The sequence below is a fragment of the Pelodictyon clathratiforme genome, from assembly GCF_982375515.1.
Genome location: NZ_OZ455102.1, coordinates 31,871 through 44,913 on the forward strand (window position 1 = coordinate 31,871; position 13,043 = coordinate 44,913).

11 protein-coding genes are annotated in these 13,043 nt (G+C 47.9%); 2 read left to right on the forward strand and 9 right to left on the reverse strand.

Annotated elements, in window-relative coordinates:
* Positions 1 to 20 precede the first annotated feature (20 nt).
* Positions 21 to 305, forward strand: coding sequence for a hypothetical protein (locus tag AC56AD_RS00150; protein ID WP_012506889.1), 285 nt, complete (start codon positions 21 to 23; stop codon positions 303 to 305).
* Between the two features lie 69 nt (positions 306 to 374).
* Here the strand turns inward: AC56AD_RS00150 and qmoC are convergent, their stop codons facing one another.
* From qmoC to AC56AD_RS00185, 7 genes are all read right to left on the reverse strand, one after another.
* Positions 375 to 1,556, reverse strand: a complete 1,182-nt coding sequence (gene qmoC / locus AC56AD_RS00155) for a quinone-interacting membrane-bound oxidoreductase complex subunit QmoC (protein ID WP_012506890.1) — start codon at positions 1,554 to 1,556, stop codon at positions 375 to 377.
* Positions 1,557 to 1,650: 94 nt separating this feature from the next.
* Complete coding sequence (locus AC56AD_RS00160; RefSeq protein WP_012506891.1) at positions 1,651 to 3,903, reverse strand: FAD-dependent oxidoreductase; 2,253 nt, start codon at positions 3,901 to 3,903, stop codon at positions 1,651 to 1,653.
* Positions 3,904 to 3,906: 3 nt separating this feature from the next.
* A complete protein-coding gene (locus AC56AD_RS00165) occupies positions 3,907 to 5,148 on the reverse strand; it encodes a CoB--CoM heterodisulfide reductase iron-sulfur subunit A family protein (RefSeq protein WP_012506892.1) in 1,242 nt (413 codons plus the stop codon).
* 164 nt (positions 5,149 to 5,312) lie between these two features.
* Complete coding sequence (gene aprA / locus AC56AD_RS00170) at positions 5,313 to 7,289, reverse strand: adenylyl-sulfate reductase subunit alpha (protein WP_012506894.1); 1,977 nt, start codon at positions 7,287 to 7,289, stop codon at positions 5,313 to 5,315.
* Between the two features lie 28 nt (positions 7,290 to 7,317).
* Positions 7,318 to 7,740 (reverse strand): adenylyl-sulfate reductase subunit beta, encoded by a 423-nt coding sequence (gene aprB / locus AC56AD_RS00175; protein WP_012506895.1) that lies wholly within the window; start codon positions 7,738 to 7,740, stop codon positions 7,318 to 7,320.
* A 126-nt stretch (positions 7,741 to 7,866) separates the two neighbouring features.
* On the reverse strand, positions 7,867 to 9,078 hold the full coding sequence (sat, locus tag AC56AD_RS00180) for a sulfate adenylyltransferase (protein ID WP_012506896.1): 1,212 nt from the start codon (positions 9,076 to 9,078) through the stop codon (positions 7,867 to 7,869).
* Positions 9,079 to 9,736: 658 nt separating this feature from the next.
* Positions 9,737 to 10,855 (reverse strand): YeiH family protein, encoded by a 1,119-nt coding sequence (locus AC56AD_RS00185; protein WP_012506897.1) that lies wholly within the window; start codon positions 10,853 to 10,855, stop codon positions 9,737 to 9,739.
* A gap of 318 nt (positions 10,856 to 11,173) precedes the next feature.
* Here AC56AD_RS00185 and AC56AD_RS00190 point away from each other — a divergent pair, with 318 nt between their 5' ends.
* Positions 11,174 to 11,659, forward strand: a complete 486-nt coding sequence (locus AC56AD_RS00190) for a hypothetical protein (protein WP_012506899.1) — start codon at positions 11,174 to 11,176, stop codon at positions 11,657 to 11,659.
* A gap of 24 nt (positions 11,660 to 11,683) precedes the next feature.
* On the opposite strand, the gene AC56AD_RS00195 is transcribed toward AC56AD_RS00190, so the two are convergent.
* Both AC56AD_RS00195 and AC56AD_RS00200 read right to left on the reverse strand, forming a co-directional pair.
* Positions 11,684 to 12,001 carry an ATP-dependent Clp protease adaptor ClpS gene (locus AC56AD_RS00195; protein ID WP_012506900.1) on the reverse strand — a complete coding sequence of 106 codons (318 nt, stop codon included), beginning with the start codon at positions 11,999 to 12,001 and terminating at the stop codon, positions 11,684 to 11,686.
* Between the two features lie 65 nt (positions 12,002 to 12,066).
* Positions 12,067 to 13,020 (reverse strand): S66 peptidase family protein, encoded by a 954-nt coding sequence (locus tag AC56AD_RS00200; RefSeq protein WP_041526587.1) that lies wholly within the window; start codon positions 13,018 to 13,020, stop codon positions 12,067 to 12,069.
* Between the last annotated feature and the right edge of the window lie 23 nt (positions 13,021 to 13,043).

Below are 13,043 nucleotides of genomic sequence, written 5' to 3' on the forward strand. Positions count from 1 at the left end.
TCGTGTTAATCAGCAGTGTTATGAAGATTACGGAAGCTCCGGATTGCCCCCATTGCGGAACGAAAATGAAAAAATGTGAGCCACCTCCTTTTAATTATGGGGATGGGCTTGGCTGGTGTACACCTTACTTTTACATCTGTTTCAATGATGATTGCAAGCTTTACGCCAACGGCTGGAACAATCTTAAAACCAACTTTAACAAAACGGCATCCTACCGTTGCATGTGCTATCCGGATAACGGGGTTTTTGAGGCCATGTGCGTCTTTACTCCTGATGGCATGAAGGGCCAGATCATAGAAGAGTGAGTGCAAAAAAAAGAGGGATCGCAGTTTTTGCGGCGATCCCTTTCAAGAGCATTCAGTTTCCCTGCTGCATTACATTTCTACATCCCGCTTCATCATTTTGGTATAGGTAATAGCTACGGTTCTGTAGACAAAGTGTGCAAGCTTTGAATAAGGCATGTAGATGATGATGTAAAACACCAGCACCAGATGGATGAAATAGGTGCTGTATGCAATTACAGGCGGAAAATTCATCATTCGCATTACTTGTGCCAGGAAGCCCGACAGACCTACGAGCAGGACGATTCCTACAAATATCCAGTCGAAAGAGGATGTGCTGGTTTCAAATCCACGCTCTTTAAGCCTGTTTTTAATGATCAGCACTCCGCCGGCAAGAAGCGAAATGGCGCTGATGTTTGCAACAAGCTTGAAAATGGTTCTTGCAATCCAGACCATGGTTGTTGATCCACCCAGCAGTGCAAGAATGTCTGGATCGTCAAGCGGATATGGTGATTCCCATTTCAGCCCGTAGAGATAGAATACTGCCCAGGCAGTCGTGATTGCGAGACCGATAAAGCCATAAAAAACAAGTACGTGAGCTATGCCTCTATCCTTGTTTTCGTCACACTTCCTGAATTTTGAGTGCAACATGATCTCCTTGAGCGTCTCCATAAAGCTCGGAAGAAAATCGCCTTTCGGCAGTTTGTTGCCAGATTCTGCGCTGATATTTTTCCAGAACCGGCTCATGCTGACCGCAAACATGAGCACTGCAAGGGCTGAGAGTGGAACGAAAATCATGTCGATATAGTGGACAGGAAAAAACTTGGAGAAGACAATCTCTCCTTCAGGAAAGTTCAGGTGTCCGGTGATACCAAGGATGACGAGAAAAAAGAGCACAGGAATTGCCATGGCCTGCCAGATATTTTTCGGATCGCCAACAATCTTGCCCATTATCCTGGGGAATGCGTTTTCCTGAATGACGCTTTTCCTCAATATTGCAAGCACATCACCAGGTCGGGCTCCCCGAGGACAGTATTTGGAACAATCGTTGCAGTTGTGGCAGAGCCAGATGTCGGCGCTCTTGAGCAATTCATCTTTCAGTCCCCATTGTGCCATCACCATCTCCTTTCTCGGAAACGGCCTGTCATCAGGAGACAATGGGCATACGACAGAGCACGTAGCGCATTGATAGCACTTTTTCATTGTATCGGCACCAGCAGCTTTCAGCTCCCTGATAAACTTGATATCTGGTGTAAATGCAGTTTCTTGAGCCATAAAAAACCTCCAAAATTAACAGCGGAATAAACATGGACAACAGAAACAGGTTGTTATCTGAGAGGGCCTGTTTCTGTTATTCGTAGTAATTATTTTAGAATCCTTTGTACGGATTTTCACCAATTGCTTCAACTTTTTTTGAGAACTCCTCGATAATGCCAGGCAGTTTTTCCCACTCATTGATAGCAAGCTGTACCTGTTCAACCCTTTCCGATTCAAGCATCAGACGACTAAGAGTCTCCTGAACCTTTCCAAGTCGTTCATTTGCCATCTGACTGCCCTTGATATAGTGGCACTGATAGTCATCTCCGAATTTACAACCGAGAAGCAGGATACCGTCAACACCCTGTGAGAGGGCATCGGCAATCCAGACCAGATTCAGGCCACCGAGGCAGCGTAAGGGAATAAACCTGAAATTGGTATTCAGGCCAACCCGGTTCAGTCCCAGCATGTCAAGTGCGGGATAGGCGTCGTTTTCACAGACAAAACAGAGAATAAAGGTACCCGAGTCAGGGACTTCGATTGATTTCAGGACAGAGGAAATCATGTCAACACTGTAGTCCTTGAATGAGATAACCCGTTGTGGACATGCGCCCATGCATACTCCACAGCGACGACAGCGTGAAGGATAGAGAAGCGGGGTGCCATCTTTCTCCTCATCGTAGGCTCCAAAGGGGCATTCGACCGTGCATCGTCTGCATTGGGTGCAGCTTTCAACCCTGATTTCCGGATAGGTACGATCCCAGGTTCTGGGATGCACGGCACGCCCTTGCGCCGTGAGTTCGATACACTGGATAGCTTTAAGTGCTGCGCCCGTTGCATCGCCTACCGACTGCACTGCGTCCATCGGATGGCGGACAGCGCCAGCGGCATAGATGCCCGTTCTTTTGGTCTCGTAAGGGAAGCAGATAAAGTGTGAATCAGGAAAGCCCCATTTGAGATGCGGCATTTCAGGGCCTTGGCGGTATTTCAGGTTCAGGGCAAGACTTAGTGGCTCCAGCTCTACGATTTCTCCATCAGAGGTTTCTCTCTTGACAAAATTGCCGATGTACTCAGGAGTGAGATTATTTACACCTCTGTCTTCAGGAACCATGCCAGATACCATGCCGGTGGCAAGTACGACCATATCAGCATTGATCTTCATCGTTCTGCCGAGAAGATGGTTGTTGATTTCGACGTATATATTTCCTCCCGGACCCTCTTCAAGACCAAGAACTTCGCCTTTGGTCAGAAAAACGCCTTCGTCATCCTGGGATGTCTTGTAGAAGTTTTCGTACAGCCCGAGGGTACGCATGTCTTTGTATATGACAAATGCACCAGCATCCGGATCCGAGTCTCTGACATATTTGGCCTGTTTGAGCGATACATTGCAACAAACAGAGGAACAGTAGGGAACATGCTTTTCATCTCTCTGACCTGCACACTGGATAAAAACAACGTTTTTTGCCGGTTTGCCGTCGGAGGGTCTGAGTACCTTGCCGTTGCCTTTGGTGACAAGTTCCTCCATCTGAAGGTTTGTGATCACGTTGCGGAATTTTCCGTAACCGAGATGCGCAAGGTTATCAGGATTGTAGGGACGCCAGCCTGTTGCAAGGACAATGGCGCCAGCTTCGAAGCTCTCGGTTGTACCCTGTTTGTTAATCGTGACCTTGTACATCCCTGGACCGCCCTCTATGGAAGCAATGGTGGTATCCGTATGGATGCTGATGTTTCCGTCGTTCCGTGCCTCCTCGATTTTTGCGAGTATTGTCGGCTTTTCAAGCTCCGCAAAGGGTGGTGCAGTCGGGAAGACTTTATACATCTTTTTCGCCTGGCCTCCAAGCTCCCGTGCTTTTTCAACAAGCACGGATTTATAGCCAGCTTTTGATGCCTCAAGCGCTGCAGTAAGGCCGGTAACGCCTCCTCCGACCACAAGCAGTGTCCGGTTGACATCGGTGTACTTCGGTTCAGGGATACTTGATTTGCCAATCCTTGTTATGCCCATCCGCATATAGTCGGCAGCCATCATCTGGCTTCCCTCGTTTGTCTTTTCTGTCGAGGACTTGACCCAGACTACCTGTTCTCTCAGATTGACCCGTTCGGTTACATACTTTAACGGGTCGAAATTAAAAACATCGGTATTCACTCTTGGCGAACATGCGGCAATGACAATCTTGTTGACCTCACCGTTATTGATGTCGTCCTTGATTATCTGAACACCTTCCCGGCTACAGAGAAACGGATGTTTTTTGCAGACGGGTACCTTGAACTCTTTTTTTGCTACGGCTTCGAGTTCGTCAACATTCAACATCTCTCCGATTCCGCAGTCGGTACAGAGGTATACTCCAATTTTATTATCGTCAGCCATGTTTTAACTCCTCACCAAACTTTGAATGCTTTTCAATGCCGTCCCGGTTGCGTCCTGAATGGATGATGTAACATCAGATGGCCTTTTCGCTACGCCGACAGAATAGATGCCGGGCGTCTTGCCAGCCTGAATAAATCCGTTTTGCTCAAAATTCAGCATGGCATTTTCCTTTACAGAAGGTACCATACCCGTGGCCAGCACCACCATATCAGCAATCTGACGACTTTTTCTGCCACCTTCGACATCTTCGGAGGTAACGATAACATTGCCAGTTGCGGAATCTTCTTCGATCATGGCGACTTTGCCTTTAACCATCTTGACGTGTTCGTCGGCCTGTACCTTTCCGAGAAAATCTTCGTACTTGCCTGGTGTTCTCAAATCTATGTAGGCAATAAATACCTCTGCATCGGGAATGCGCTCCCTGATGTAGGTTGCCTGTTTAAGGGATGCCATACAGCAGATTGCCGAACAGTAATTCAGATGATTTTCGTCCCGTGATCCTGCGCACTGCACAAACACGACCTTTTTCACCTCTCGCCCATCGGATGGCCTGAGAATTTTCCCTCCGGTTGGCCCGTTTGGCGCAGCAAGCCGTTCCAGCATCATGTTGGTAATGACGTTTTTGATTCGTCCGAAACCGAGGTTTTCCATATTGGCGGCATCATAAGGCTTCCAGCCTGTGGCATAAACAATACTGCCAGCCTTGATCTCTACGGTTTCCGGCTTCATAGCCAGATCGATAGCATTATATTTGCAAGCCGTCACACATTTGTTGCATGAAGGATCACTGCACGCGTTTCGCTCTATAACGTATCTCATGGGATGGGCCATTTCATGGGGCCGATAGATTGCCCTGGTCTTGTCCATTCCGAAATTAAACTCATTGAGCCTTTCAGCAGGGCATACGTCCACACAGGCGTTACAGGATGTGCATTTTTCATTCACATACCGTGGATTTACCTTTAACCTGACGCTGAAATTCCCCTCTTTACCGCTCACCTCCTCTACTTCGGTCAAGGTGTAGACGGTTATTTTTGGATTAAGCTTGATGCGTCTGAAATTCATCTCCAGACCACAATAGGGGGGGCATAGTTTTGGAAAATACTTGTTAAGCTGCGCCACCCGTCCCCCCAGGTATGGATTTTTCTCAACAAGAACGGTGTTATAACCAACCTCTGCAGCCTCAACGGCAGTGGTTATGCCACTGATGCCACCGCCAACAATTAGAATAGTTTCAACTGACATGATTTTCCTCTGCGGATAAACTCTCAAAAGTCATTCGGAAGGGAACCTTTGAACGGATGCTCCCGCGTTACGTTAATCAACTTGACACTCTTGCATGAAGAAGAGCAATCCCCAAGGAAGAACCTCGGGGATGTACTCAATAACAATAGTGTCACTTTTTGCCATTAATCAGGAATGACCTGAACGTAGTCTCTCTTGGATAGTGTCCAGTTCTGGGTGCTTCTGTCGTACTTGGAAATCGTGAAACATTTCCAGTTTTCGTCATCAACATAGAAGTGGTCAGCTCTGAAGTAGTAACCAGGATAGCGACTGTCCTCACGGAACAGAATGTGACGGGCATGGGCTTCACCTGCCATCAGGCGATGATAATTCTCCCAGCAGCGCATCAGTTCATGATTATCTTCAGCCGCCATTTTGCTGGCATCTTCCTTGAGCAGTGACAGGTGTTCCAGACCTTTTTCGAGCATGGTTTTGCTGGTGGTGTACCATGTTGCGACACCGGCGACATATTCGTCCATGATCTTCTGCAACCTTGCCTGGAACATTTTTGGCCGGATGTAGTTGGGGTTGACATTTGGATCAGTGCTGTAATCCTTGTTCTTGCCAAAGATCTCCATTGGCGCGTAAATTTCAGCAATCACCTCTTCCACATCCCTGCCGAGTTCAGGTTTGTAATCTACATGATCGAGGCAGTAGGCGGTCATGTTCTTGCCTGCAATCCGTCCCTCTGCATGTGAGCCTGACGAGAATTTGTGACCAGAGGCTCCAACACCGTCACCGGCGGTAAAGAGACCGTCAACGGTGGTCATCCTGTTATAGCCCCAGTTCCATTCTGCAGGGAAGCCCTTGAGATCATCCGGACCACTGACCCAGATACCGGCACAACCGGCATGAGAACCGAGCAGGTAAGGTTCGGTAGGCATAAGCTCTGAAGGTGTTTTGTCCGGTTCGATGTTGTTTCCTGCCCATACGACGGCCTGACCGATACACATGTCGAGGAAGTCTTCCCATGCTTCGGCTTCAAGATGCTTCATTTGTTTCGGCGTCATGGTTTCACCAAGCGCCTGCATCGCCTCGTGAGTCCTCATGAGGATCGGGCCTTTACCGGCCTTCATGTCGATCATCATCATGTGGTTCCTCATGGCTGTGGTGAGCTTGTGGGGATCTTCGGCATACTTGCCAAAATCCTTGTTGGCGGTCGCCAGATTGGTGACGCAATAGTCCTCTCCAAGGGAGTTGGTGGCTTTACATTTGAAGAAGAGGAACCATGCTCCAACTGGTCCATAACCATCCTTGAACCTTGCCGGAACGAACCTGTTTTCCATCAGTACCAGCTCGCATCCTGCCTGGGCGGCAAGAGCATAGGTGGTACCTGCATTCCAGACCGGGTACCATGCACGACCCTGGCCTTCAGCCGTTGAACGTGGTCTGTAGACGTTCACAGCGCCACCACAGGCAAGCAACATGGTTTTTGCTGTAAACACATAGGCTTTATTTTCCCTGACGCTGAAACCGATGGCGCCTGCGATCCTGTTTGGATCGTTTTTGTCATGGATAAGCTCACTGATAAAGACCCGCTCAAAAAGGTTCTGGTCGACGCCAGTTGCCTTTCTGTTGAATTCAAGTGCTTTTTTTGCGGCTTCGGCAACGATGACTTTGTAGGACTCTCCGTTAATCATAATCTGCCATCTGCCTGATCTGACTGGCTTGCCCCCCTCGCTCAGCTTTGGAGCTGGTTTTGCGCCATCCTGGGTAGAACCATCCTCATCTCTTTTCCATACGGGGAGACCCCACTCTTCGAAGAGATGAACAGAATTGTCTACGTGCCTTCCGAGATCATAGACAAGATCCTCCCGGATAATGCCCATCAGATCTGTTCTGACATATTTTACATAATCGGCAGGATCGTTTTCACCACAATAGGTATTGATTGCCGACAGGCCCTGAGCGACGGCGCCGCTTCTGTCGACCGATGCCTTATCGACCATGGTGATTCTTAATCCTTTTGGTGTGGCCCATTTGGCCGCTTCATATACTGCACCGCAACAAGCCATACCCCCACCTATAAGCAGAATATCCGTATCTATGTAAACTACTTCGGGCTTCTTGCAAAACTTGAATTCGTTTTTCTCTACTCCCATGGATCTACCTCCTGAGCAATTTAATTGTTTATAGTGTTGGATACTCTGTCATGTTGAAGAATCCTGGCTTTTTCAGATTGGCGTAATCATGCTCAGGCTTGCCCGAGTAGAGATCAATCGAACCTTCTGAAGTCGTTCTGATCGGGAATTTGTAGCGTTTCAGGATTCCATTTCTGAATTTGATCGTCCACATGATAGCATCTGTTCCCCTTAACGGAATCACATTTCCACCCAGTGGTACGAAATCAGCATATCCCCTGACTTCGATAGCCTGCTGTGGACAGATTTTCACGCAATTGTAGCACTCCCAGCACTGGTCCGGTTCCTGGTTCCAGGCCAGCATCCTGTCAACATCAAGCTTCATGAGGTCATTGGGACAGATGTACATACATGCTGTCCTTTCCTGACCCTTGCAGCCGTCACATTTTTCTTTAATGACAAAACTCGGCATAATTTGTCCTCCTTTACCAAATATTTGCAGGCAAAACCTGCGATTTACGAAGCTATTGGACTAGTCTATGAAGAAAAAAATCGTCAGAAAAACTTCTCTACATGAGAGCGTCGATTGGTAACGTTATTATCCGCCAGTATTGGTCTGCAGCCCGATATCAACTTTTTCAGTCAGTGTTGCGTAGTAGCGGTGCAGGACTTCAAGCACTTCCGGACGGCTGAAATGCTCAGGGACCTCTTCTCCTTCGGAAAGCATTTTTCTGAGTTTTGTGCCGCTTACATTCAGTCGGTCTTCGTTTGTATGGGGACAGGTCTTCATGGAGGCCATACCATCACATTTGTAACAGTAAAAGGTCCAGTCAATTTTTAATGGCTTGGTCTCCAGCGCATCTTTCGGAATTTGGTCGAAAATATAGTGTGCGTCAAAGGGGCCATAATAATCTCCGACACCCGCATGGTCTCTTCCGACTATCAGGTGACTGCAGCCAAAATTTTGTCTGAATAATGCATGGAGCAGAGCTTCTCTTGGGCCGGCATATCGCATATCAAGCGGATAGCCACCCTGTATGCAGGTGCCCTTGACGAAATAATTGTCCATCAGGACGTTGATGCAGTCTCTTCTGACATCGGCAGGAATATCGCCGGGTTTGAGTTTTCCGAGAAGTTGATGAATCAGTACACCGTCACAGATCTCTATGGCAATCTTGACCAGATATTCATGAGAGCGGTGCATGGGGTTTCTTGTCTGGAAAGCAGCTACGGTGCTCCAGCCATTATCCTCAAACATTTTTCTTGTCTGGGCCGGAGTCATATAGATCCCCTCGAATTCGGAGGGAAAAGAACCTTCGCTGAACACTTTTACGCTACCGCCAAGATTGACGTCGCCCTGGTTCATGACCATCAGTACCCCGGGGTGTTTTGGGTCATCGGTTTTAAAAACTTCCCGACACTCATGTGACTTGTCGATTGCATATTTCTCCTCAATCGTCATACTTCCCATCGTCTCTCCCGATTCTTCGTCCACCAGAGCAACTTCCGCTCCGATTTTCAGCTTATCGGCCTGTTCTTTGGTTGTTGACAAGGTAATGGGAATGGGCCAGAAGGTGCCGTCAGCCAGCTTGCACTCCTCGACGCTTCCTTTCCAGTCCTCATATCCCATGAAGCCACTCAGGGGAGTGAATCCACCGATACCGAGCATGATCAGGTCACCGGTCTCTCTTGATGAAAGAGTGACCCTGGCCATTGACTTTGCTCGTTCCTGTTCATTCTGCAACGCCTGCCCGGACAATAAAAGCGGTTTTAAAATCTTTTCCCTGCCATGCGGATTGACTAACGACATGAGTTATTGCTGGTTAAGTTATTGGGCTACAGTTGAAAGCATGTCATACGGTATAGAGTAGAAATGGAGAGCCTGTCAAGAATACTGATATCTTCAAGCGCTTGTCAAATCGTCTGTTCAAAAGTACGCCTTATTTTTTTTGACGCAGATGAAAAGCCCTTTTTGTCACTCGTAAATCTCTGTCTTTCAGTTGGGTACTGTAATCCTTATTCCTTACCTGCGTGCAGGTCGGTCTGTTTTTTTGCAATCAAACCGGTACGGTGCCTGGTATTGTCGCGTTTCAGGAGCCCTTTGCGGGTTTGATGATATTTTTTTTCTCGTTATCCGACAAAATCGTACTCGATAATGAAAAAAGATGTTTTCAGAAACGGATCGAAGCAAATATAAGACGATAAATCAGGGGATTCAAAGTAAATTTGATCTATTGGATAACGATTCTTTGGATGTTACCATCTGGTTATATGAATATATAGTAATCTTACATAGTAATGTTTTGATTACTTTTTTTCAAGTATTGGGTAGAAGATTTTTTTTATTTTTTTTGGCAATGCCAGATCGTCTGAGGGATGCCTGTTCGGATGGAATCTGCGTGTTCGTGTTTGTGGCGTAATAGCAGCAGTTGTATTCTGACTGGCAGAATGCAACTGCTGTTCAGGCATCAGGAGGTCCAGTAAATGGCTCCCAGAACAAGTGTCGCAAGAAATACTGTCTCTGCCATGATGATGGAAATTGGTTTCCAGCCGACTTCAAAAAGAGATTTCAGTGAGGTCTTCATACCAAGTGCGCCGATGGCGGTCACCAGGCTCCAGCGTGAAACTTCATTGATGAATTTATTCATCTGATCAGGAACCAGATGGGTGCTGTTGATACCGACCAGTAAAACAAAAAAGATAATAAAAGGAGGGAACGAAAACTTTTTTGCCGTTTCACCATCAATTTTTGTTCGGGTATGGAATATCATCGAGAGAGCGAACACCGTTGGTACGAGCATGGAAACGCGTAACAGTTTTATTACGGTAGCGGTATCGCCGGTTTTTTCCGAAACCGAATAACCTGCACCCACAACCTGGGCGACATCGTGAATGGTTCCGCCAAGGAATATACCGGTAGCCTGATCGTCGAGCCCGAACTGCCTGGCTACGATGGGATAAAAGATCATTGCAAGGGTACTCAGAGCAGTTACACTGATAACGGTAAAAATGGTGTTGCGCTCATTATATTCATCCTTGGGAAGAATGGCTGCAATGGCCAGTGCGGCAGATGCGCCACAGATCCCTACACTTCCGCCAGTAAGAATGCCGAAGCGTTTTCCTCTGCCCATTGCTTTGGAAAGGGTAATACCGAAAAGTATGGTAAGAAACACCGAGCCGATAACGATGGTCAAGGGTTTGATGCCGAGAGACTGAATCTGATCGATGGTAATGCGCATTCCGAGAAGCGCCACGCCGATACGAAGGATCGTTGTGGAGGCAAATTGGATGCCTGCAAGCGCTTTACCGTTATCTTCCGAGAGAAACCGGAATGCCATGCCAATCAGCAGAGCAAACAACATCGTTGGAGCGCCATAATGGTCTGACAGAAACGTTGCTGCGGCTGCTACGGTAATCGCCGCCAGAACACCGGGAAAAAGCACTTCAGCTCGAACTTTTGCAGCTTTTGCCTGGCATTGAAAACCACAGCGTTCAGCTTCGATAATCTGATCCTGTGTTGGAATTTCTGTATCCGTCGATGTATAAGGGGTCTTCGAAGTATCCTTGTTGCTGCGGTGTTTATCCATTCTCGGGTTCTGTTAATAAATTAGTAATTCTTTACTGAACCGCGGACGATGAACTTACATGCTTACATACCGGTTCTATATAAATCGTTGTAAAGATAACAAAAAAGGATGGGGCGTCAAGGATAATTTGAAATGCGGGCGGATCCGGAAAAATCATGGGATCGCCTCGTTTCATGCGGCAATACAGGTACTTCACGGCTATAGGGGTGGTCGCTGGCTTGGGCTTTTGGGCGGGATTGAGTACGTTTAGCTTATACAGGCAGGAGAGGGTTTCTGGTTTGGCGTTGAACAGGAAGTGAAAAATGGTGAAGGAATCACATGGTGAAACTGAAAAAAGTCACATTACAGTATATAGAGATTGAAGACCGGATACGCATGCTGGCTGATCTTGATGGTGAGGAGCGTGCGGTTTTCTGGTTGACCCAGCGTCTTTGCAGGCGGCTGGTGCCGAAACTTGTACACCATCTTGAGCATTCTGCACCTGATTCGCATCTTGTTGACAAAGGGTTGATGCTCTCTGTTCAGCAGCACGATGCGGGGTGGCAGCAAAAGTTTTCAGAGCCGGTGAGGAGTACGGGCCTTTCGCGTTCGGTGTTGCCAGAAAAGGTCGATCTTTTTTGTCCTGCTGGAGGCGCAGCCATTATCTTTCCACTTGATGACGGTGGAGAGCCTGCTCGTTTGCAGATGACGATGCTTGAACTGCGTCAGTGGATGGCAGTCATTTATCGGCAGTTTCAGGTGGCAGGCTGGCCGATGGAGGTTTGGCCTCAATGGTTCGCACTTTCTGAACCCGGTAAAAATTAAACATCAACGTCGGCTATCAGTCGATCAACTGGTCTGGATTTCAGTTTTAAGGGCGATCTCTTCAAGAATCGAACTTACCCGAAGGCAGAGAAGCATTGCTCCAGCGAAAACAATGCTGCGGCCTCGGGTGTGGACTTCCCATGTATGTTTTTCAGCTTTTTGGCGACTGCAGCGTACGGCCTTGATGATCTGTTCAATCACTTCCTCAAACGTATGCTCTTCGTCATTGAACAGGACAACGCGGTAAGCATCAAGCAGGTCGGGCCCGGAGCCTTGTTCTCGCTGTTTCGTTACTGGAGTGGTCAGGGATGCCGTCCACCTGTTTGCAAGAGAGGAGTTCATGATCAACACAATCAGGTTAGAAAGTCAAAAATAGCTACCTTGACCCGGAGATGCAAGAGAGTTGGCTACTCTTCGATGACCGGATGGAGTGCTCCGAGAGAAAAGTCGCCTGTTTCAGTAACCCGCATTTTGAATCGGGCTCCAACAGGGATAGTCATCAGATTTCTGATATGGCCATAAGAGAGCCCCCTCATTACCGGGCCATTGGTATGGGCGTGTTCGCTGTAATAGGCAAAGATATTTTGCAAGCGGAGATGTTCCTCTTTTGTATTCTCCGCGCCATTGCCGAACTGGCCGAAAAGAACTCCCTTGCATGACGCAAGTAAGGCCGCGTTGTCGAGATGCGAGAGCATTCTGTCGATGCGGTATGCCGGTTCGTTAATGTCTTCCAGAAAAAGCAGCGCGTCATTTAATGAGGGCAGATAGGGCGTTCCGATCATTGAAGAGAGGACGGAGAGATTGCCGCCGATCAGGCTCCCCTCAGCTTCACCCGCTCTGATGCAGGTTACGGGGTGGGCCGGGTGGTTCCGAAGCGAAAGTGCATAGGAGGGTGAGGTGAGCATTTCCCAAAAATGCTCTTCGGTGTAGGGTGTCGGTTCGTACAGTTCTGTGGTGAGCATCGGCCCTGAAAAACTGATCAGGCCTGTTTTTGCAAAGAGGGCGAGCGACAATGCAGTAATGTCCGAATAGCCGACAAATATTTTCGGATTGTCCGCTATGAGGCTATAATCTATTTTTTTTAGCAGTCTTGAAGCTCCGGCTCCTCCTCGCAGGCAGATGATTGCCTTTATGGCGGGTTCGCGGAACATCTCATGCAGATCATGCAGTTTGTGCTGGTCGGCAATTGCCGGATCGGTATCAATACAGTTGAGGTGGCGCGAGGGCTTGACCTGGTAACCGTTTTTTTCGAGATAACCGATTGCCTGCCCAATTTTTTCTGGATAGGCGCAATGTGACGAGGGTGAGATCAGGCCAATGGTATCTCCCTTGTGCAGGGCTTTTGGGGTAATGGTTTTCATAACACCACAAAACATCAGCGCCT